Source organism: Ruegeria sp. BB5 (assembly GCF_056539405.1).
This window is the reverse complement of the sequence record NZ_JBQFUX010000007.1, coordinates 103327-125934: the sequence shown is the minus strand read 5'-3', so window position 1 is coordinate 125934 and position 22608 is coordinate 103327. Positions and strand designations below refer to the sequence as shown.

At 58.6% G+C, this 22608-nt stretch carries 21 protein-coding genes; 19 read left to right on the top strand and 2 right to left on the bottom strand.

The window, feature by feature from the left end:
• Positions 1-7 precede the first annotated feature (7 nt).
• The 9 genes from xdhB (at position 8) to ACR0DL_RS15820 (ending at position 10060) form a co-directional block, all read left to right on the top strand.
• Positions 8-2326 carry a xanthine dehydrogenase molybdopterin binding subunit gene (gene xdhB, locus ACR0DL_RS15860; protein WP_480663702.1) on the top strand — a complete coding sequence of 773 codons (2319 nt, stop codon included), beginning with the start codon at positions 8-10 and terminating at the stop codon, positions 2324-2326.
• Positions 2327-2329: 3 nt separating this feature from the next.
• Entirely contained in the window at positions 2330-3208 is an 879-nt protein-coding gene (gene xdhC / locus ACR0DL_RS15855) for a xanthine dehydrogenase accessory protein XdhC (RefSeq protein WP_480690110.1), read from the top strand.
• Between the two features lie 43 nt (positions 3209-3251).
• The gene (locus ACR0DL_RS15850) at positions 3252-4853 is read left to right on the top strand and encodes a xanthine/uracil/vitamin C permease (RefSeq protein WP_170350884.1); all 1602 of its coding nucleotides are present in this window, start codon (positions 3252-3254) and stop codon (positions 4851-4853) included.
• A gap of 64 nt (positions 4854-4917) precedes the next feature.
• A complete protein-coding gene (gene guaD / locus ACR0DL_RS15845; protein WP_480690107.1) occupies positions 4918-6255 on the top strand; it encodes a guanine deaminase in 1338 nt (445 codons plus the stop codon).
• Positions 6256-6485: 230 nt separating this feature from the next.
• Positions 6486-7076, top strand: coding sequence for a TetR/AcrR family transcriptional regulator (locus ACR0DL_RS15840; RefSeq protein WP_425082076.1), 591 nt, complete (start codon positions 6486-6488; stop codon positions 7074-7076).
• Complete coding sequence (locus ACR0DL_RS15835; protein ID WP_425082077.1) at positions 7073-7336, top strand: hypothetical protein; 264 nt, start codon at positions 7073-7075, stop codon at positions 7334-7336. Before ACR0DL_RS15840 ends, ACR0DL_RS15835 begins: the two co-directional genes overlap by 4 nt.
• A gap of 6 nt (positions 7337-7342) precedes the next feature.
• Entirely contained in the window at positions 7343-8497 is a 1155-nt protein-coding gene (locus tag ACR0DL_RS15830) for an aromatic ring-hydroxylating oxygenase subunit alpha (RefSeq protein WP_480690105.1), read from the top strand.
• A gap of 18 nt (positions 8498-8515) precedes the next feature.
• Complete coding sequence (locus tag ACR0DL_RS15825; RefSeq protein WP_480690103.1) at positions 8516-8989, top strand: hypothetical protein; 474 nt, start codon at positions 8516-8518, stop codon at positions 8987-8989.
• Between the two features lie 12 nt (positions 8990-9001).
• On the top strand, positions 9002-10060 hold the full coding sequence (locus ACR0DL_RS15820; protein WP_480690101.1) for a 2Fe-2S iron-sulfur cluster-binding protein: 1059 nt from the start codon (positions 9002-9004) through the stop codon (positions 10058-10060).
• A 31-nt stretch (positions 10061-10091) separates the two neighbouring features.
• On the opposite strand, the gene ACR0DL_RS15815 is transcribed toward ACR0DL_RS15820, so the two are convergent.
• Positions 10092-10625 (bottom strand): ZrgA family zinc uptake protein, encoded by a 534-nt coding sequence (locus ACR0DL_RS15815; RefSeq protein WP_480690099.1) that lies wholly within the window; start codon positions 10623-10625, stop codon positions 10092-10094.
• Positions 10626-10859: 234 nt separating this feature from the next.
• Between ACR0DL_RS15815 and ACR0DL_RS15810 the strand changes: the two genes are divergently transcribed.
• From ACR0DL_RS15810 to speB, 10 genes are all read left to right on the top strand, one after another.
• Positions 10860-12131, top strand: a complete 1272-nt coding sequence (locus ACR0DL_RS15810; RefSeq protein WP_480690097.1) for an imelysin family protein — start codon at positions 10860-10862, stop codon at positions 12129-12131.
• A gap of 132 nt (positions 12132-12263) precedes the next feature.
• The gene (locus tag ACR0DL_RS15805) at positions 12264-12557 is read left to right on the top strand and encodes a (2Fe-2S)-binding protein (protein WP_170350875.1); all 294 of its coding nucleotides are present in this window, start codon (positions 12264-12266) and stop codon (positions 12555-12557) included.
• Positions 12505-12990 carry a bacterioferritin gene (bfr, locus tag ACR0DL_RS15800; RefSeq protein WP_480690095.1) on the top strand — a complete coding sequence of 162 codons (486 nt, stop codon included), beginning with the start codon at positions 12505-12507 and terminating at the stop codon, positions 12988-12990. Before ACR0DL_RS15805 ends, bfr begins: the two co-directional genes overlap by 53 nt.
• Positions 12950-14491 carry a di-heme oxidoreductase family protein gene (locus tag ACR0DL_RS15795; RefSeq protein WP_480690093.1) on the top strand — a complete coding sequence of 514 codons (1542 nt, stop codon included), beginning with the start codon at positions 12950-12952 and terminating at the stop codon, positions 14489-14491. Before bfr ends, ACR0DL_RS15795 begins: the two co-directional genes overlap by 41 nt.
• A 3-nt stretch (positions 14492-14494) precedes the next feature.
• Positions 14495-15505 (top strand): imelysin family protein, encoded by a 1011-nt coding sequence (locus tag ACR0DL_RS15790; protein WP_480690091.1) that lies wholly within the window; start codon positions 14495-14497, stop codon positions 15503-15505.
• Positions 15506-15509: 4 nt separating this feature from the next.
• Complete coding sequence (locus ACR0DL_RS15785) at positions 15510-16592, top strand: DUF1513 domain-containing protein (RefSeq protein WP_480690088.1); 1083 nt, start codon at positions 15510-15512, stop codon at positions 16590-16592.
• Positions 16593-16692: 100 nt separating this feature from the next.
• Positions 16693-18582, top strand: a complete 1890-nt coding sequence (gene speA / locus ACR0DL_RS15780; protein ID WP_170362076.1) for a biosynthetic arginine decarboxylase — start codon at positions 16693-16695, stop codon at positions 18580-18582.
• Positions 18583-18604: 22 nt separating this feature from the next.
• Positions 18605-19828 (top strand): saccharopine dehydrogenase family protein, encoded by a 1224-nt coding sequence (locus tag ACR0DL_RS15775; RefSeq protein ID WP_480690086.1) that lies wholly within the window; start codon positions 18605-18607, stop codon positions 19826-19828.
• A gap of 84 nt (positions 19829-19912) precedes the next feature.
• Positions 19913-21079 (top strand): carboxynorspermidine decarboxylase, encoded by a 1167-nt coding sequence (gene nspC / locus ACR0DL_RS15770; RefSeq protein ID WP_480690084.1) that lies wholly within the window; start codon positions 19913-19915, stop codon positions 21077-21079.
• Positions 21079-21921 (top strand): agmatinase, encoded by an 843-nt coding sequence (gene speB / locus ACR0DL_RS15765; protein WP_480663724.1) that lies wholly within the window; start codon positions 21079-21081, stop codon positions 21919-21921. Before nspC ends, speB begins: the two co-directional genes overlap by 1 nt.
• Here the strand turns inward: speB and ACR0DL_RS15760 are convergent.
• On the bottom strand, positions 21918-22508 hold the full coding sequence (locus ACR0DL_RS15760) for an HD domain-containing protein (RefSeq protein WP_480663726.1): 591 nt from the start codon (positions 22506-22508) through the stop codon (positions 21918-21920). The genes speB and ACR0DL_RS15760 overlap by 4 nt on opposite strands.
• Positions 22509-22608: the final 100 nt, after the last annotated feature.

Here is a 22608-nt window from a genome sequence, read left to right as displayed (position 1 = left end):
ACAAAAAATGAAAGATAACGTTTCCATCACCGGGGCGGCCCACACCAATGTCAAACATGACAGCGCGATCAAGCATGTCACCGGACGGGCCGATTACACCGACGATATTGCCCAGCCCGAAGGCACGCTGCACGCGTATCTCGGCGTCTCGGACGTAGCGCACGCCAAGCTATTGGGCATCGACTTCACCGACGTTCTGGCCACGCCCGGCGTTGTCGGAGTGTTGACCGCGGATGATGTGCCGGGGGCCAATGATATCAGCCCGACCCATCTGAACGATGAACCGGTTTTCCCGACCGATGCCATTCAGTTTCATGGGCAGCCTTTGTTTGCCGTTGTTGCCGAAACCCGCGACATCGCGCGCCGGGCCGCAGAACTGGCAAAAATCAACTACGAAACTCTGCCCCATGCGCTGGACCCGATTGCCGCGCAGGAGGCCGGTTACCCGCATGTCACGGCACCGCTCAAGCTGGAGCGCGGAGATGTCGCCCCGGCGCAGGCTACCGCCCCCAACCGGATCAAGGGCCGCATGAGCGTTGGCGGCCAGGATCACATGTACCTCGAGGGTCACATCGCCTTTGCCATTCCGGGCGAAGACGACGATGTGGTCGTGCATTGCTCAACCCAACACCCGTCCGAGGCGCAGCATATGGTGGCGCATGTCCTGGGCGTGCCATCCAACGCCGTTGTGGTCAACGTGCGCCGTATGGGCGGTGGCTTTGGCGGCAAGGAAAGCCAGATGAACCTGTTCTGCGCGGTTGCTGCCATGGCTGCCAAAAAGTGGAACCGCGCCGTGAAAATCCGCCCCGACCGGGATCAGGACATGACGGCGACCGGCAAACGCCATGACTTTGTGATCGATTATGACGTCGCCTTTGACGATGATGGCCGCATTCAGGCTGTCGAAGGCAGCTTTGCCGCGCGCTGCGGGTTTTCAGCAGACCTTTCGGGGCCCGTGACCGACCGGGCGCTATTCCACGCGGACAACGCCTATTTCTATCCGAACGTGCGCCTGAACAGCCATCCGATGAAAACCAACACGGTTTCGAATACCGCATTCCGTGGGTTTGGCGGCCCCCAAGGCGTGATCGCGGCAGAGCGGATGATCGAAGAGATCGCCTATGCCACCGGGCAAGACCCGCTGGATGTACGCAAGGCCAACTTCTACGGCACCACGGACCGCAACATCACCCCCTACCACCAAGAGGTCGAAGACAGCATTCTCGACCGGTTAATCGGAGAGCTGGAAGAGACATCGGAATATCGCAAGCGCCGTCGGGAGATCATCGAATTCAACAAGACGTCGCCGATCCTGAAAAAAGGCATCGCGCTGACACCAGTCAAGTTCGGCATTTCCTTTACAGCGACTTGGTACAATCAGGCTGGCGCACTGGTGCATGTCTACAATGACGGTTCGATCCACCTAAACCACGGTGGCACCGAAATGGGGCAAGGCCTGAACACCAAGGTCGCGCAGGTCGTGGCCGAAGCCTTTCAGGTCGATTTCAGCCGGATCAAGATCACCAAAACGACCACCGAGAAGGTTCCCAACACCTCAGCCACGGCTGCCTCGAGCGGGACTGATCTGAACGGCATGGCTGCGTTGAACGCGGTCGAGCAGATCAAAGCGCGTCTGGTGAAATTCGCCGCTGAGAACTGGGATGTTACACCCGAGAACGTGGCCTTCCACGCCAATCAGGTGCATATCGGCGACGAAGTTCTGCCTTTCGACACGTTCGTCAAACAGGCCTATCTAGCACGCGTGCAACTTTCGGCGGCCGGGTTCTACAAGACGCCGAAAATCCACTGGGATCGGGCCAAAGGACAAGGCCGCCCGTTCTACTATTACTCCTATGGCGCGTCCTGTTCGGAAGTGACAATTGACACCCTGACCGGTGAGTACCGGGTAGAGCGTACTGATCTTTTGCACGACGTTGGACGCTCGTTGAACCCTGTGCTGGACAAGGGCCAGGTCGAAGGCGCGTTTATACAGGGCTTGGGGTGGCTGACCACCGAAGAGCTTTGGTGGGACGACGCGGGCCGTCTGCGCACCCATGCGCCGTCGACCTACAAAATTCCGCTCGCGTCCGACCGTCCGCGCATCTTCAATGTGAACCTCGCCGACTGGTCGGAAAACCGCGAGCTGACCATCAAACGCTCCAAAGCTGTCGGAGAACCGCCGTTCATGCTGGGCATTTCGGTGTTCGAGGCGCTGTCGATGGCCGTGGCCTCTGTCGCTGATTACCGCGAATGCCCGCGCCTTGACGCGCCAGCCACCCCCGAACGTGTGCTGATGGCAGTTGCGCGGCTGCAAGCGGGGCCCTGAGCCATGACTGCCCCCGGTTCCCTTAGCGAATTCCTGTCCACGCAGCACAGCGTGATCCGCGTAGCACTGACGCGTGTGCGCGGGTCGTCGCCGCGCAATGAAGGGACAGAGATGTTCGTGGCACCCGGGGCGCTGTGGGGAACCATCGGTGGTGGCCAATTGGAGTTCATGGCCATCAACGCCGCCCGCGACATGCTGCGCGACGGGGTGTTGCATCAGGATCTGGATGTGCCGCTTGGCCCGGAAATCGGCCAGTGCTGCGGTGGGCGGGTCGAGATGAAACTGACCCGCATGCGTGCGTCCGACAAATGGGCCGCCACAGAACGCGCGACCCAGCGCGACGAGGCTTTGCCACACGTCTATGTCATGGGCGCAGGTCACGTGGGGCGCGCTTTGGCCAATCAGTTTCAGCATCTGCCGGTGCGCTGCATCCTCGTCGACACCCGACCCGAAGAGGTCGAGCTTTGCACAGCCAATGTCGAAACCCGCGTCAGCGCGATCCCCGAGACGGATATCTGGGGTGCGCCTGCGGGCAGCGCCTTTATCGTTCTGACTCACGATCATGGATTGGATTTCCTGCTGACATCCGCCGCACTGGAACGTCAGGACGCCGCTTATGTGGGGATGATCGGGTCCGCCACCAAGCGGGTAAAGCTCAGGAACTGGGCGCACAAACACTGTGACGGACAGTCTATCGAACACTTGAAATGCCCTATCGGGGCAAGCGGTAGCCGCGACAAGCGGCCCAGCGTCATCGCCACCTTCGTGGTGGCCGAGGTGATGGCTGAATTGACCTCTGAAACTGCCGCGACCGCCCCGACCGGGGCAAACCAGGCGCCCCTGCGGGGCCACCATCACGACCGGAAAGGGAGATCGGCCTGACATCTGTCGGGCCATTCCGGTCACATCAGAGGAGGAGACCGTCATGGACGGGAGGACCTACGAATACAAGCTGTTTACCCGCAGCGACTTCAGCGCTTTCTGGGCGCTGTTTACTGACAACCTCGTGAATCTGCTGATCCTTTCCGGGGTCTGCCAGTTCGTGTTTCAGATGCCCGCCGAAATCGTGTTTGGCCGCATTGTTCCCGGTGCCGCCGTCGCGATTTTGGCCGGTGTTGCCGTTTATACGTACCTCGCCAAATGGGCCGCAAACAAACGGGGTGAAGACGTCACCGCCTTGCCCTACGGCATCTCGACGCCGGTTATGTTCGTCTACTTGTTCGGTGTGATCGGACCCATCTACTGGGCAACCAATGATCCCATGCTGGCATGGCAAGTGGGCATTGGCGCCGGGTTCATGGGCGGCATCGTTGCGGCCTTGGGTGCCATTGTCGGGCCTTATCTGAAGCGGATCACGCCGCGCGCCGGGATGCTGGGCACGCTGTGCGGTATTGCGCTGGTCTTTATCGGTTCCGTTCCGTTGGCCGAGGTGTTCGAAAACCCCATCATCGGCTTCACGTCGCTGCTGTTTATCCTGTGGGGTCTGATCGGGCGTTTTCGCCTGCCGGGCAATGTTCCGGCCGGTCTGGTCGCAATTGCTGCCGGTACGGTGATTGCTATCATCCTTGGTGAATCCAAAATCGACGTCAGCGGCATCGGCTTTTACCCGCCGGTCCCCTATTTCGGTGACCTCATCGCCGGTGTGCAATACCTGTTCGCCAACCCCGAGCTGTTCCTGGTGCTGATCCCGGTACAGATCTACAACTTCATCGAAACCATGAACAACGTGGAATCGGCCGAGGCCGCAGGCGACCACTACCCGGTTGGACTGTGCCAAGTAACGGACGGCGCAGGCACAATGTTGGGTGCGCTTTTTGGTTCGCCCTTCCCGACAACCGTTTACATCGGGCACCCTGCCTACAAGCGGCTTGATGCACATGCCGGTTACATCGTTGGTGTGGCTGTTGTGATCGCTGCCGCCGCTTTCCTGGGTTTCTTGTCCTTCCTTGCGGGCCTGATCCCGATTGCCGCCGCGGCTCCGGTCCTGGTCTTTGTTTCGGTCAGCCTGATCACCAACACGGCCTGGGCTGTAAAGCCAATGCACATGGCTGCCGTATCCTTTGCGATCCTGCCTCACATCTCAGCCTTCCTGATGGTCAAGTGGGGGTCTCTGATGAACGCTCTGCGCAGCACCGGTGTCGAGGGACTGCCCTCACTGGGTGACGAAGGCCTGACCGCAGCACTACTGATGGAAGGTGCCCATTACGAAGGACACCTTGCCCTGAGCCAAGGCGCGATCATCACTGGTCTGGTCTGGGGTGCCATTGTGGCCGACGTAATCGACGGTCGGTTCCGGATGGCGGGCGCGTTTGCTGTCGCTGGTGGGCTGATGTCCTCTGTCGGGATCATCCATTCCTACACGTTGCAGGTGCCTCAGTTCGACGGGATCACCATTGGTTACTTGATCATCGGCGCGTTCCTCTACGTCTATCCGATGTTCGCACCCAAAGAGGATCTTGAGCATCGTGTGATCGTACCGGATGAGCCTGATCTGATCGACGACGACTCACCTGCACAACAGGCCTAATCCATAGCGGGGCAGTCGCAGGGCTGCCCCCTACTCTTTCCCTATCCTACAAACGAGACCTTTCATGACACAGAGATTGCTTCGCGGTCGTCTGCTGACCTTTCATCGCGAACCCCTAAGCGGCGAAGATTCCGGCGCGTATACCTATCTTGAGGACGGCGCTCTGCTAATCCATGGCGGAATCATTCAGGATACCGGACCCTTCGCCGAGATCAGCGCCAAAGCCGGGGATGTGCCTGTGACAGACCACCGCCCGCACCTGATGATGGCCGGTTTTATCGACACGCATATTCACTTCCCCCAAGTGCAGGTGATCGCCTCATGGGGCGCTCAGCTTTTGGACTGGCTCAACAATTACACCTTCCCGGAAGAAACCCGTTTTGCCTCGGATGCACACAGCGCGAATATGGCGCGGGCATTCTACGATCAGCTCATCACCCACGGCACCACGACCGCCGTGGCCTATTGCTCGGTCCACAAAACCTCGGCGGATGCGTTCTTTACAGAAGCAACCAGACGAAACATGCGCATGCTTGGTGGTAAGGTCCTGATGGACCGCAATGCGCCAGAAGGTCTGCAGGACACGCCGCAAACCGGGTACGATGACACCAAAGCCTTGATCACCGACTGGCATGGCAAGGGCCGCAACGGCTATGTCATCACACCTCGGTTCGCGATCACATCGACGCCGGAACAGATGGCCATGGCGCAGGCCTTGGCGCAGGAGCATCCGGATTGTCACGTCCAGACGCATCTGTCGGAAAACAAAGATGAGATTGCCTTTACCAAGCAGCTTTATCCGCAGGCGCGCGATTATCTGGATGTCTACCAATCCTTTGGTCTGCTGGGGCAAAAGACTCTGTTGGGGCACTCGATCCATCTGGAGGCACGCGAGATCGACGCGCTTGCAGAAACCGGTGCACATCCCGTGTTTTGCCCGACCTCGAACCTGTTCCTGGGCAGCGGCCTCTTTGATCATGGCGGGCTGAGCGCGCGCGGTATCTCAAACGGGATCGCAACGGATGTCGGTGCTGGCACCAGCTACTCGATGCTGCAAACCTTGAACGAAGGGTACAAGATTCTGCAATTGCAAGGGCTGGCTCTGCATCCCCTGCAGGCCTTCCACTGGGCTACGCGCGGTAATGCCTGCGTTCTGGGTCTGGTAGACAAAATCGGAAACCTCGACCCCGGAACCGAGGCCGATGTCGTTGTTCTGAACGCCCGCAGCACCCCCGCCATGGCCCTGCGTATGGATCGCGTTGGCAGTCTTGCAGAAGAATTGTTCGTCCTGCAGATGATGGGAGACGATCGCGCTGTTGAAGAGGTCTATGTATCGGGTGCGCCCAGCAAATCTGTGACCGGCCAAACCTCCGAAACCAACTTTGCGTTCGATCCCGCGTAAATGATATCTGACCTGTGTTTGGCCGTTCCGTGACCGGTTAACGGCCAAGCATTTCAACGAACTGCCGGTGCAGCCCGATGCGGCCCGGCGCAACTAACGATCCTTTCCGCTTTTCATCATTACTAACCGAGATCGGGTTTTCACCGCTCTCAGTTCGAAAAATAAATTGTCATGGTTGACAAAGTATATTTCTCGATTATTTGTCATTCGTGACAATAAACGAGATCCTGATGCCCAGACCTTCGCTAAAAGACCAAAGATCGCACGAAATACTCGACGCCTATCTAACCTGCGTGGCGCGGTTCGGGCTGGAAGGCGCGACCCAGGCGCGGATCGCCGATGAAGCCGGCGTCAAGCGACCGCTCTTACGCCATTACCTTGGAAACAAGGACGAAATGATAACCGCGCTGGCCGAATACGTGATTGCCGGATTTACCGCGTCATTGGACGGTTTGCGTCAGGCTTTGCCAGACACGGCGACACCTTCGGACCTAGTGGACACCTTGTTTTCCGAAGATAGCGGAACCGATCCACGGCTGATGCTGGCCTATCAGGCACTGGTCACCACAGTGCCCGATCGCCCCGATCTGCGCCAAGGTCTGATGGACAGCCTCACGGATTTCTTCGACGTGGTCGAAGCAATCCTGCGGCGCGCGGCCCCAATGACATCAGACGCAACCTTACGCGCAGCAACACAGGGCATTTCGGCAATCTTTGTCAGCATGGACGCCCTGTCCCCGCTGGACCCGCCCGAAGCATGGCGCGCCGAATTGAAACTGGCCGCCTCTCTACTGGCATCGACACTGGAGGCTAAAGTATGACCCCGACGCGAACGGTGAACTACATTGCCCTGCCCATCCTGCTGGTGGCCACTGTGCTTGGTCTCTACTGGGTTTGGGGGCTGCTCTTTGTCTGGTGGATCGTCCCAACCATCATGAACAGACAAGCCTTTCTGGTGTTCGAAATTAACCGCGATGATGACCCGATTCTGTACTGGGCCATCGTCGGCCTCTGGGCTGTGCTGGGTCTGATGATGATCGCCGCCAGCCTGTTTCCCCAATATGCCCATCTTCTTGCCTGAGGTACTATGATGACCAAAATGTATCACCATCTACCGGTCGAGGCTTACACCTCGCAGGACTGGTTCGACCGCGAACAGCGCCAGATTTTCTCGCGCACTTGGCGTTTTGCCGGGCTGGTCGAAGATATCGAAGGACCGGGCCACTACCTGTCGGTTCAGGCCGGGCTGAACAATCTGTTCATCGTCATGGGGCGCGATCACCGGCTGCGCGCCTTTCACAACATCTGCCGGCATCGGGGTACCCAGTTGATCCGCGCGGTCGGCAAGACACAAAAAGCGCTGACCTGCCCTTATCACGACTGGACCTATGATCTTGAGGGCAACCTGATCTCGGTCCCGGATGAGGCCTCTGAATTTCCCGGCGGCGTCGACAAATCCTGCCTTGGCCTCAAACCGGCCAGCGTGGATGTCTGGCGCGGGATGCTGTTCGTGCATCCGGACCCTGACGCCCCCACCCTTGCCGAATGGTTCGGAGAGGTCGATCCCCTGTTGGGCCCGCACAAGCCCGAGGAACTGGTCGAGTATACCGACGGGCGCAACACCTATGAGATCAAGGCCAACTGGAAGATCGTTGTCGAGAATTACATCGACGTCTACCACTTGAGCCATCTGCATTCGAATACGCTGCATATGTATGACCATGCCAAGGCGGAATACGGATGGAAGGGGCCGCATTACCACTTTTGGGAACCCCCGTCCGAGGCCTACGCGAAGGACCACGAAGCCAAACTTCCTATGCCGCGTGTGATCGCTGAACCTCATACCGGTGCGTGGGTTCCTATGCTGTTTCCCGGCATTGGTATCGGGGCCAGCGAAGAAAGCTGGAATCTGTTCATCATCACACCGTTGGCCCCCGATCTGACACGGATCGAGAACCGCACAAAGGTTGCCAACGCTTCGAACTGGGAGTTCCAGAAGCAACAGTGGAAAAGCGCGGGCTTTTGGAGAGATTTTGGCGGCCCAAAATATCAAGGCGACGATGCAGCAGGCGCAGATGATCCGATGGCATCGGGCGATTTCACGACCGAAGATATCTATGCCTGCGAACAGCAGCAGAAATCGCTGAAAAGTCCGTATCTGGAAATCGGCCCCGCTGGGATTGGCGAAAGCCCGATCACGCTGCACCAGAAAGTGGTGCTGGATTTCATGCAAGACAGCTGAATGCCCTGGAGATTGATCATGAAACCAATCCAAGCCACCCTGATCGGAGTTGCGCTTGCATCGGCTCTGGTGCTGACGGCGCAAGCTGACGCACCGGAAGACATTGCCACGCGTATCCTACAAGCGCAGGATGAACAAAGCCTGCTTGCCACCTGGAGCGATTGGCACCCCGATGCCACGCATCAGATCATCCTCAAATACGGGATGGGGCAGCCGGACAACGTGTTCTCGTACCGTGTCGGGGATGACACCGACGCGGAAGACCCCGAGATCGCGAAGGCGTTGGAAGGTTACTCAGAAACAGCCCGATCAGCGCCCGTGATTTCATCGCACACCGAGGATGGCGTGTCGCACGTCACAGCCGTGACCGATGTCGATTATGATTGGCAGGGATACAGCGGCAGAATGCGTCAGACAGACAACTTTGTCTTTGCGCCTTATCTTGGCGGGACGGTGATCCAGTCCTTGACCACGACCTATGATTACCGATGACGGGACCTTGTTATGCAACGTGACTTTCATACCCTGACCGTGTCCGACACTCGCCGAGAGATCGGCGGCGCGGCCACCAGTGTAACTATCGACGTCCCGCCCGATCTGACCGATCTGTTTCAATGGACGGCCGGGCAACATCTGACGCTCAGGTTTCAGATTGCCGGTGCGGAGCAAAGGCGCAGCTATACCATCTCGAACCCGCCGGGATCGGCGCTGCGTATCACGGTCAAGCGCGTAAAGGATGGGATCGTTTCCAACCACATAGGCGACACCCTGTCGCCCGGTGGCACGGTCGAGGTCATGCCTCCATTCGGGCATTTCACCTTACAGCCCGGAGCCCTGAAACGCCGCACCCACTATTTCTTTGGGGCGGGCAGCGGCATCACGCCGCTTTATGCAATGATCAAGACCGTTCTGGCAGCTGAGCCCCATTCCGTGACCCATCTGGTCTTTGGCAATACCAATGCGAACAGCATTATTTTCCAGGATGAGCTTGAGCAGTTGCTGGAACAACATCCGAACCAGTTCACCCTACGCCATGTCCTGTCGCACCCCTCCATGCTCAGCTGGTTTTCACCGTGGCGCACGGGGCGGTTGGACGCAGATACCATTCAGGCGGCAATCACTGAAACGCCCCCCGTGGCGCAAGACACTCATTATTGGATTTGCGGCCCCGGCAGTATGAATACGGATATCCGGGAGGCGTTGCGGAATCTGGATGTGCCAGACGATCGCATCCACAAGGAAAGCTTCGGCGGAGACGCCCAAGACGACCTGAGCGAACCCGGCATGGCCGCAACCGCCCGGATCAGGCTTGACGGCAAGGTCTCGGAGGTGCCTGTTGCTGCTGGGCAAACCCTCCTTGACGCGGCGATTGCGGCCGGACTGAACCCACCGTTCAGTTGTCAATCTGGTGTGTGCGGTGCTTGTGCCGCCCAGCTTGAGGGCGGCACCGTTCATATGCGCAATCGGATGGCTCTGGAGGATCGTGACGTCGAGAAGGGGTTGATCCTGTGCTGTCAAAGCGTCGCAACACAAAAGGAGCTGTCCCTGCGGTTCGAAGATTAGGTTAAGTCAGGGCGTTTTGACGTAACCCACCTTACTTGAACGTCAGATCAGGTGCGTCGCGCGTGACGTTTTGCGTGCGGCTTTTACCAGCTTGATCAACACGCACGGCCAGCTTTTCGGCCGTCGGGAATCGTTCGAAATATGCAAAGTGGATGGCCTCAATTACGTCGATATTCTTGCATCTTATCAGGTATTCAGCTTGAAATTCGTTGGTGTCATCACCATCCGTCCGCGTGGTGTCTGTGTCTTGCCCCAAACCTATGGCCGAAAGTGTGACATTGGCCATCGCGGCGAAACACTCGGCCTCTTCGGGCACAACAAACAACTCCAGAGGTTTGGACAGGTCGGAAATGGCGACGGCAATAGAATCCCGCCCTTCATCGTTTTGCGCAGGCTTTTCGGTGCCAAGAATGCCGGCGGCGGGGACTGCCAGTGACAAGGTGAACTCGGCCCCGGAAACCACCATGTCCAGATCACCCGCAGCATGATCCTGCGCGACAGCGGTATGAGCCTGCGACACAAAAACCGCAGAGATCAGGATCAGGGCGAAAGCTGCGCTTTTCATAAACAGGCACCACTAAACAAAGAATCACCCGGATTATTCTAATATGTTTCAAATCCCGTGCAATCTTGGCCCCACGCATCGCGCCCCACCAATATTGGGGAGTATCGGGGTGACCAATATTATCCGACTATAAAACTCAGGTTGACATAGGTGACTAATTCACTCAGTTAATACATCATACGCGCCACATAACCGGCGTATGAAAACCTTTTTCTGACTGGAAAGGTCACCCCCATGACCCGATTTTTCACCGCCACCAGCATCCTTACAATTGGTGCTGCCTCCGCAGCTTTTGCAGCTGACGCACCCTCGAAAGCCGAAGTTCTGAATACCTACGCAAAAATCGCCGAAGCCAAATATGACGATAGCCTGATCGCTGCCAAAGCGCTGCAAGAGGCCGTAAACGCCCTGATCGCCGACCCATCCGATGCCACCCTGAACGCGGCCCGCGCCGCCTGGGTCGCCGCGCGCGTGCCCTATCAACAGACCGAGGTCTACCGCTTTGGAAACGCCATCGTTGATGACTGGGAAGGCAAAGTGAACGCCTGGCCGCTGGACGAAGGCCTGATTGATTATGTCGATGCCTCCTATAGCGGACCCACTGATGAAAACGAGTTTGCCGCGCTGAACGTGATCGCCAATCCAAGCTTTGAGTTGTCGGGCGAGGCCATCGACGCCAGCGAAATCACCCCCGAACTGCTGGGCGAAACCCTGCACGAGGCTGACGGGATCGAGGCAAACGTCGCCACCGGTTACCACGCCATCGAATTCTTGCTGTGGGGTCAGGACCTGAACGGTCACGGTTCCGGCGCGGGCAACCGCCCGTATACCGATTATGTTCAAGGTGACGCCTGCACCGGCGGCAATTGTGATCGCCGCGCCCAATACCTGAGCGCTGCAACCGCCCTGCTGGTCAGCGATCTGGAATGGATGGCCGCACAATGGGCCGAAGGTGGTGAGGCGCGTGCTGCACTGAACGCGAATGAAACCGCTGGCGTCAGCGCGATCCTAACCGGTATGGGTTCGCTGTCTTATGGCGAGCAAGCAGGTGAACGTATGCGCCTTGGCCTGATGCTGAACGACCCCGAGGAAGAGCATGATTGCTTCTCGGACAACACTCACAACAGCCACTATTACGACGGCTTGGGTATTCAGAACGTGTATCTGGGCAGCTATACCCGCATCGACGGCACCCCGGTTTCGGGCGCTTCGCTTTCGGACTTGGTGATCTCGTCCGATCCGTCGCTGGACGCCGAGATGAAGGTCAAGCTGGCCAATACCATGCAGGCCCTGGGCCGTCTGAAGTCGACCGCCGAGGCCGGTTTCGCTTATGACCAGATGCTGGAACGCGGCAATGAGGGCGGCGAGCAACTGATCATGGGCGGCGTCAACGGTCTGGTCGATCAGACCAAAACGATCGAGCGTATCGTGACCGCTCTGGAACTGGATCAGATCGAGTTCGAAGGCTCCGACAGCCTGGATAACCCTGACGCGGTTTTCCACTAAACAAACCCCGGATCGGGGCGTGCGCAAATTCACGCCCCCGGCTTTCCTGTCACGCAAAATTGTGACTTTCAGCTGGACCCGAAACAAATAACTTACTAATTAAGTAAGAAATCTATCGAGCACAGATTCGCTATGATCGTATGTCACTGCACAAATATAACTGACCATGATATCCGCGCCGCGATCGATTGGATGCGGACAGCAGATGCACACACGATCATCACCCCCGGCAAGGTCTACCACGCCCTTGGAAAATCAGCGGATTGTGGCGGCTGCATGCCGCTTTTTCTGGACACAATGCGATCGAACGATAATCTGGAAGTCCCCATGCAGCTCCGTGCCCTACGCACCAGAGCAACTCAGGAGAAAGCAGATGAAGGGCAACCCCAAGGTAATAGAATACCTCAACAAATCTCTGCGGCATGAGCTGACAGCCGTCAGCCAGTACTGGCTCCATTACCGCCTGCAGGAAGATTGGGGCCTTGGCCACATGGCCAAGAAAAGCCGTGAAGAATCCATCGAAGAGATGGGGCATGCCGACAAGCTAATCGAACGGATCATCTTTCTGGAAGGCCATCCCAACCTGCAGAAACTGGACCCGCTGAGAATTGGTCAGAACCCCAAGGAAACACTGGAATGCGACCTGGCAGCCGAGCAGGACGCGCGCGCGTTGTACGTAGAAGCGCGGGATTACTGTAGAGAAGCACAAGACTATGCCTCTATGTCGCTGTTCGAAGAATTGATCCGCGATGAAGAAAGTCATATCGACTTTTTGGAAACGCAGCTCGACCTGTACGAAAGGATTGGCGACGCCCATTATGCGCAACTCAACGCATCGAAAATGGACGAGGGCGAGTAGCCTTTTCATCCTGTCGGTGGTCGCCCTTGCGGCCACCCAAACCCCAGCCGCCGAGCTGCGGGACTATCACCTGAATTTCGAACCCAGAACCGAGGATGAGCGTGCGCGCATCGCCCGTGTCACCGCTGCGCCCACCGATTTCAGCACGCCCCAAAGGTTCGAGGACTTGCCCGCCGGTGCCGCCACCGTTCGCGCCCGTGCCGATGCTGACGCATTTTCGCAGCCCTCAGGAAACCTGAGCTTTGAGCAAGAGCTGGACTTTAAGGTTGGAAACGGACTGTTCAAGAAAATCTGGGTGTCTTCTCCGGCCTCAACTCTGGCCTCGGATGGGCTGGGGCCGCTGTACAACGCCCGGTCGTGCCAGCGCTGCCATATCAAGGACGGGCGCGGGCACACGCCCAACGGTCCGGATGACAATGCAATTTCGATGTTCCTGCGGGTTTCGATCCCCGGTGGCGGCGGATATGACGAGATCGAGGATTACATCGCCACCCAGCCCGAACCAAATTACGGCAGCCAGATGCAGGATTTGGCCCTGCCCGGTCATCCGGCTGAATATCGCCTGGATATCACTTACGAGGACGTCCCGGTCACTTTGTCAGATGGCGAAACCGTCACTTTACGCAAACCGACCTACGCGGCGGCTGACCTTGGATACGGGCCGCTGCATCCAGAGGCGATGCTCAGTCCACGTGTGGCGCCGCAAATGATCGGCCTTGGATTGCTCGAAGCGATACCGGTCGCGGATCTGCTGGCCAACGCTGATCCCGACGATGCCGATGGGGATGGGATTTCCGGGCGTCCCAATATCGTCTGGGCGATGGAATATGGCGCCCCGATGATGGGTCGGTTCGGGCACAAGGCCGGGATGCCCACGATCATGGAACAATCGGCGGCGGCCTTTGCCGGTGATATCGGCATATCAAGCCCACTTTACCCCGCCAGCCACGGCGATTGCACCGATGCTCAGATTGGTTGTGCGACCGCCCCGCACGGGGACGGTGACGTGCGCGAGTTCGAGATCGACCAGATCGGAATGGACCTTGTTGCCTTTTACAGCCGCAACCTGGGCGTTCCCGCGCGGCGGGACATGGACGACCCTCAGGTGCTGCACGGTAAGCAGGTGTTTTACGACACTGGCTGCGCGTCCTGCCACACGCCTGCCTTTGTCACTCATCGCATGTCAGACCGGCCCGAACAGAGTTTTCAGCTGATCTGGCCTTACTCCGACCTGTTGCTGCACGATATGGGCGAAGAGCTGGCTGATAACCGCCCCGAGGGTCGCGCCACAGGGCGCGAATGGCGCACGCCACCGCTTTGGGGCGTTGGGCTGACTGAACAGGTTTCGGGCCACACCCAGTTCCTGCATGATGGTCGCGCGCAATCCTTGCTGGAAGCCATCCTCTGGCATGGGGGTGAGGCACAGGCAGCCCGCGATACGGTCGTGGCCATGCCCAAACCCGACCGCGATGCCCTGATCCATTTTCTGGAAAGCCTCTGACACATGCGTATCCTTGTTGCCGCTGTCGCATTGACGCTGCCCCTAATTGCGCTGGCGCAGGACCGTGAGCCGATCTTGTCGGATGCGGTCGAAGGGCACATCCTTCCCGGCTTTGCCGCACTGGCTGAAACGACCGGGGTGTTGGCCCAAACAGCACAAACCGATTGCACCCAAACCTCGCCCGAATTGCGGGGCGCCTATCACGCGGCCTTTGACGACTGGATCTCGGTCAGCCATCTGCGCTTTGGCCCGTCCGAGGTGAACGGCCGCGCCTTTGCGCTGGCCTTCTGGCCCGACACCAAAGGGTTCACCCCCAAAGCCCTGTCCAGCCTGATCGCGACCGAGGATGCGGCTGTGGAAAGCCCCGAAAGATTCGCCGAGACATCCGTCGCCGGACGTGGCTTTTTTGCCTTAGAACAGATGCTTTATGAGCCCAATTTTGCCGATCAGGGCAGCGTCCCGTATCGCTGCGCGTTGATACAGGCCATCACCACCGATATCGTCAGCAATGCCCGCGCGATAAACGCAGATTGGGGCGGCTATGCAACTGCCCTAACCCAACCGGGCGACGACAGCCCCTATCGGTCCGACGATGAGGCCATGCAAGAGCTTTACAAGGCGTTGGTAACCGGACTTGAATTCACTGGCGACACCCGCCTTGGTCGTCCGATGGGCACCTTCGACCGCCCGCGCCCCAACCGGGCCGAGGCACGCCGTTCGGAACGCGCGCTTCGTCATGTGGAACTGTCCCTGATCGCCCTGCGCGATCTGGCCGCGCGCCTGTCAACGGACCACCCCAAGATTGCCGCCGATCTGGACAGCGCCTTTGACAAGGCCATCATCCGCGCGCAATCGCTGGACGACCCGGTGCTGGCCGGGGTCGCCACTCCGCAGGGCCGCCTTAGGGTCGAGGCGTTGCAGCAAGCCATCAACGATATCCGTGCGATTGCCTCGGCCGAGCTGGGTCCGACACTAGGCATCAGCGCCGGGTTCAATTCACTGGACGGGGACTGACCTGTTGCCCAGCCGTCGTCATTTTCTTGCCGGTCTGGCCGCGACCAGCCTTTCGCCGATACAAAGCTGGGCCGCAGTTGGTTCACCCGCCTATCTCGCCGCTGCCCTGTTCCCGGATGGCAGCTATCGACTAGCCGGGCTGGATACGGGTGGATACATCCTGTTTTCCATACCTCTACCTGCGCGCGGCCACGCGGCGGCAGCCCATCCGCACCGCGCACAGGCCGTGGCTTTTGCCCGTCGTCCCGGCACCTTTGCGGTGGTCATCGATTGCGCCACAGGCACCGAAGTCACCCGACTTAACGCCCCCGCTGGCCGCCATTTCTATGGCCATGGCGTCTTTTCCCCCGACGGCACTCGTCTGTTCACAACTGAAAACGACTATGATTCCGGAGACGGCGTGATTGGCGTCTGGAACACAGACAGCTACACCCGCATAGGCGAGTTCACTTCGGGCGGGATCGGTCCGCATGACATGCGATTGATGCCCGATGGTCAGACGCTGGTCATCGCCAATGGCGGCATCGAAACCCACCCCGAGACAGGGCGCACCAAGCTGAACCTGCCTACCATGCAGCCGCAGCTGACCTATCTGGATTTGTCCGGCACGGTTTTGGAACAGGTGGAACTGCCACGCGCGCTGCATAAGAATTCGATCCGCCATTTGGCTGTACGGCACGACGGTTTGGTGGCATTTGCGATGCAGTGGCAGGGGGACAAGGTGCATCACCCCCCTCTGCTGGGCCTACATCGTCGGGGCGAAGCACCGCGTTTGCTTTCAGCGCCTGATGCCTCGCAAAGCACGTTGCAAGGCTACGCGGGCAGTGTCGCCTTTGCCGGGGATGAAACCACGGTTGCCATCACCTGCCCACGCGGCAACGCCTTGCACCGGTTCGACGTCGCGAATGGCCAACTGAACGGGGATTTCCTGTTGGAAGACGTCTGTGGCCTTGGCTCCGGCCCCAAAGGGTTCGTTTTCACCACCGGCACCGGGATAGTCGGAGAGCTGACATCCACCCCCCGCATTTCAGCCCGGCCGGACTGTCATTGGGACAATCACCTGATCCCAATTCGCAAGCCTGCATAAACTCGGCAAATCCCCCCACATAGATTACACTTGGAAGAATCAAAATGCTGCCGTATTGGCGGGCGCTAAACCGGCACTTTAACCGCAAGGACTGACCTGATTGAAACAGACGCCCGACGCACCGCATTCCATCTACGGGGTAGAGAAATGGGGCAAAGGCCTCATTGAGGTGACGGAGCAGGGCGAGATCGGTCTGCGCAATCCCCTGGTGCCCGAGGCGGCGGCAATCAGCCTGCCAGGTATCCTGCATGATCTGGACGAACGCGGTATCAAGGCACCGATGTTGCTGCGCATCAGTTCGTATCTGGAAAACGAGATCGCGCATATCAACGAAAGCTTTCGCGATGCGATTGCACGTGTCGGCTACAAAGGCAGCTATCGCGGCGTATTCCCGATCAAGGTGAACCAGCAGGCCCAGGTGGTCGACCGGATCGTCGAGTTCGGTAAAAAGTATAACTATGGGCTCGAGGCTGGCTCCAAGCCCGAACTGGTTGTCGCACTGGCGCACCGTCTGGCCCGCGAGGCGCTGATTGTCTGCAATGGCGTCAAGGATGCCGAGTTCATCCAACTGGCCATCCTCAGTCGTAAGATTGGCTTCAACACGGTCATCGTTCTGGAAAGCCCGAAAGAGGCGGACACGGTGATCGAGGTCTATAACGAACTGGGCATCGAACCCCTGATTGGTGTGCGGGTCAAACTGACCAATCAGATCAGCGGCAAGTGGGAAGAAAGCTCGGGCGACCGGTCTGCCTTTGGCATGAACACTGACCAACTGGTCGCCACGGTGGACAAGCTGAAAGCGGCAGGTTTGCTGCATTGTTTGAAGCTGCAACATTCACACCTGGGCTCTCAGGTGCAGGACGTCAACGACGTGCGCCGCGCCGTTGGCGAGGCCTGCCGGTACTACACCGAACTGACGCGCGAGGGCGTGCCGTTGACCCATCTGGACCTCGGTGGCGGCATGGGCGTGGATTATACCGGTGAGAAAAAGGCTGCCGAGAACTCGATCAACTACACGGTCGAAGAATACTGCGCCAACGTGGTTGAAACCGTGGCCTACGCGATGGACGAGGCCGAGGTCGAACATCCAACGCTGGTGACCGAGAGCGGGCGCGCCGTGGTGGCGACGTCGTCGATGCTGGTGTTCAATGTTCTGGAAAGCACCTTGTATGACGCACCGAACGGCCCCGAGGTCGAAGCGGACGATCACCATCTGGTCTCAGACCTTGCCGCGATCAACGGGTACCTCAGTACCGAGCGTTTGCAAGAATGCTGGAACGACGCAAATTTTTACCGCAACGAGCTGCGCGCGTTGTTCCGCCGCGGCTATGTCGACCTGCGCCAGATGGCCCGCGCCGAACGCATCTATTTATCGCTGATGGCCCGCCTCAAGGCGCTGGCAGCAAGCGATGATTTGGAAACGGATGTGGACGACCAACTGGAAAAAGTGGCCGATATCTACCACTGCAACTTCTCGCTATTCCAGTCGCTGCCCGATGTCTGGGCCATTGACCAGCTGCACCCGATCGTCCCGCTGCAGGGGCTGAACCAGACACCCGACCGCCGCGCGGTCCTATCCGACATCACCTGCGACAGCGACGGTAAGATCGACCGGTTCATTCTGGCCGACGGTGTCTCACCCAGCTTGCCGGTACATTCCCTGCCCGAGGACCAGGAATACCTGATGGGCGTGTTCTTTGTCGGTGCTTATCAGGAAACACTGGGCGATCTGCACAACCTGTTCGGGGACACCAATGTCGTGACCATCGACCTGCGCGCTGACGGTGGCTTTGACCTGCTGCACGAACAAGAGGGCGACACCATCAGCCAGGTCCTGTCCTATGTCGAGTTCGATCCCAATGATTGCGTCGCCGCCTTCCGCAAAATGGTGGACGAGGCGATCTCGACCGGTACTCTGATGGCCAAGGACCGCAAAACCCTGATGAGCGCCTATCGCGACTCGATCAACGGCTACACCTATTACGAATAACCCCAGAGAGGAGATTACCCCCATGGGAACTTTGAGTGGCAAAACACTGGTTGTCGGCGCGGGCGGCGTATCCCACGCTGCCGTGCATAAGATGGCGATGAATTCGGATATCTTCACCGAAATCACTCTGGCCAGCCGGACCAAATCGAAATGCGACGCTATCGCCAAAGCGGTGAAAGAGCGTGTGGGCGTTGATATCGCCACGGCGGAACTGGATGCCTACAAGGTTGAAGACACGGTCAAATTGATCAAGGAAACAGGGGCCGAGATTCTGGTGAACCTCGCCCTGCCCTATCAGGATCTGGTGCTGATGGACGCCTGCCTTGAGGCCGGGATCCACTACCTCGACACAGCGAACTATGAGCCCGAGGATGAGGCCAAGTTCGAATACCACTGGCAATGGGCCTATCAGGATCGGTTCAAAAAGGCTGGGCTGACCGCCATTCTTGGATCGGGCTTCGATCCAGGCGTGACCAGCGTCTTTGCCAAATGGCTTAAGAAACACAAGCTGGACACCATCCGCCAGATCGACGTTCTGGATGCCAATGGCGGCTCGAACGATCAGGAGTTCGCCACTAACTTCAACCCCGAGATCAACCTGCGTGAGGTTCTGGCCGAGGTTCGCCATTGGGAAAACGGCGAATGGCACCATAGCCCCGCGCTGACCAACAAGGTTGAATACGACTTTCCTGCCATCGGGCGGAAAAACATGTACCAGATGTACCATGAGGAACTGGAATCGCTCTCAACCCATTTCCCCGAGATCGAGCGCGCCCGATTCTGGATGACGTTTGGCGACGCCTATATCAAACACGCGACCGTACTGCAGAACGTCGGCATGACACGCATCGATCCGGTCATGCATGACGGCAAGGAAATCATCCCGATCCAATTCCTGAAAACTCTGCTGCCCGATCCCGGCGATCTGGGTGCCGAAACCAAAGGCAAGGCCTGCATCGGCGACATCGCTACCGGTCAGGCCAAGGACGGCTCGGGTGAGAAGACCTATTACATCTACAACATCTGCGATCACGAGGAATGCTATGCCGAGGTCGGCAGCCAGGCCGTCAGCTACACCACGGGCGTCCCCGCCATGATCGGCGCGGCGCAGGTGATCAAAGGCAACTGGTCCGAGCCCGGCGTGTGGAACATGGAACAGCTTGACCCCGACAACTTCATGCACATGCTGAATGAGCAAGGCCTGCCTTGGCAAGTCCACGAACTCGGCGGCCCGGTCGAGTTCTAAGTCCACTCATTTCATCTTTTGCCAAATACTCCGGGGGTCCGGGGGCAGAGCCCCCGGCCTCTCCACCACAAGGAAACGCCGGACATGTCCGACATGATGACCACACAGGCTGGCGACGCCGGAGCCTTCCGCAATTTCGACCTGAACCGTGTGCCAACCCCCTGCTTTGTGGTCGATGAAAAAGCGGTCGAGCGAAACCTGACCATCCTCTCCGATATCGGCACCCTGTCCGGCGCGCATGTCCTTTCGGCGCTCAAAGCGTTTTCCATGTTTTCGTTGGCCCCACTGGTGCGCCAGCACCTCGGTGGCACCTGCGCCAGCGGCATTTACGAGGCGCGTCTGGGCCGTGAGGAATACGGCGGCGAGGTCGCAACCTTCTGCGCCGGGTACAAAGACGCCGACATGGATGAAATTCTGTCGCTGTCCGACCACATCATCTTCAACTCTCCGGCACAAAAGGGCCGGTTCCTTGCCAAAGCCCAAACCGCGAATGTTCAGGTGGGCCTGCGCATCAACCCGGAGCATTCCGAGGGCGAGGTGCCCAAATACGACCCCTGCGCGCCCTGCTCGCGTCTGGGCACGCCGGTCAGCCAACTGACCGCCGAGACCCTGACCGGAGTTGATGGTCTGCACATGCACACGCTGTGCGAACAGGGGTTCGAACCGCTGCAGCGCACGTGGAAGGCCGTCGAACCAAAACTCAAACCTTTCCTCGCACAGCTGAAATGGCTGAACTTCGGTGGCGGTCACCACATCACCCGTGACGATTATGACCGCGAGTGTCTGGTGGCGTTCATCAAGAACATCCGAGAGACATACGGTCTCGACGTTTACCTCGAACCCGGCGAGGCTGTCGCGCTGGATGCAGGTATTCTGGTCGGCGAAATCCTCGACCTGCCCACCAACGGAATGAACCTTGCCATCACCGATATCTCGGCCACCTGTCACATGCCTGACGTGATCGAAGCCCCTTATCGCCCCGCGTTGATGGACGAGGCCGAGGCAGGCCACACCTACCGTCTGGGCGGCCCGTCCTGTTTGGCCGGTGACGTGATCGGAGACTACACATGGGACAAACCGCTGGAGATCGGCCAGCGTTTTGCCTTCCTTGATCAGGCGCATTACTCAATGGTGAAAACCAACACGTTCAACGGCGTACCCCTGCCCACCATCGCCCTGTGGAACAGCGAATCGGACGAGTTGAAGATCATCAAACAGTTCGGCTATGACGACTTTAAGGACCGACTCTAATGAGCATTTTCCTCGACAGTGAACTGACCGCAACTGAGCGCACCGAAGATGCCCGGTTCCGCGTGATCCCGGTACCGCTGGAGCGCACGGTTTCTTACGGTTCGGGAACGGCCAAAGGCCCCGAGGCCATCATCGAGGCCAGCAATGAGCTGGAACGTACCACCGGCCACGCCGAGCCCTGCGTCGAGGGGATTTTCACCGAAGAGCCCGTGGATTGCGATGCGTCCCTGTCCGAGATCATGGAGCGCCTTGCCCAGCGCACCGAAGCCGCCATTCGCGCGGGCAAGGTGCCGGTCACTTTGGGGGGCGAACATTCGCTGAGTTACGGCGCTGTGATGGGTGTGGCTCGCGCCTTGGGTCAACCCATAGGCATTGTCCAGATCGATGCCCATGCCGACCTGCGCAATGCCTATCAGGGGGAAAGACACTCCCACGCATCGGTCATGCATCTGCTCGCTGAAGAAGGTATCCGATTGGCGCAGTTTGGCGTGCGCGCCTTTTCGACCGAAGAAGCGCAAAGCCGCCTGAAAAATCACGTTTTCCACGTGGATGCTGAGGAATTGGTCACCGGTAATATCCACGCCGTCGACCTGCCCGAGGATTTTCCTGAGCTGGTCTATGTCAGTTTTGACGTGGACGGGCTGGATCCCGCCATCATGCCCGCCACCGGGACACCGGTGCCCGGTGGGCTGGGCTACTATCAAGCGCTGCGGTTGGTCGAACATACCCTGAAAGGCCGCAAATGCGTGGGCTTCGACGTGGTCGAACTAGCCCCCAATGGCAATGCCGCCTGGGACTTTACCGCAGCGCAGATCGTCTATCGCCTGATGGCTGCCTGTTAACCCTCGGACGTTTCGTTCAGTTCCATGTGCCCCTCGCCCTTGTTCAGGGCACGGCGCAACATGGGTTCGAAGAACTCCAGCGGTTTGGTCGGGTAATCCGGGTCGAACGCCTTTTGGTCGTATTCATGGCAGAAATAGCGGCAGTCCTCCCAATAAGGGCTGTCGCGATACTTGTCGCGGGCGTTGCGGTCGCCGCCTAGATGATGGTTGTAGTAGTACCCCTGAAACACACAGTGATGTTTGAGAATCCAATAAGTCTTCTCACTGACATAGGGCTTCATCATCGCCGCTGACAGCTCACCATGGTTATAGGGTGACAGAATATCGCCGGTGTCGTGGATCAGTGCTGCGACCACGATTTCCTCGTCCGCGCCGTCTTCAAAAGCGCGCGTCGCGGCCTGCAGGCTGTGCTGATAGCGGTTCACGGGATAGGGCGTCCAGTCTTCGTCCAGCGACCGGATCGCGTCCAAAATCCGGTCAGGCAAAGCGGCATTGTATGCCTCTTCATACTCCATGACGGCGTCCCAGTCGGCCTTGGTGGCCTCTTCGAAACTGGTCCAGGTGGGTTTGTGGCTTTTGTCCAGCATGGCGCGGTCCTTTGGCTGATCTGTTGGAATCAGAGTAACGCATCCCTCCTACTCAAAAAAATGAATTGATTTTATCAATCTGATGAAAAAATAGTATCGC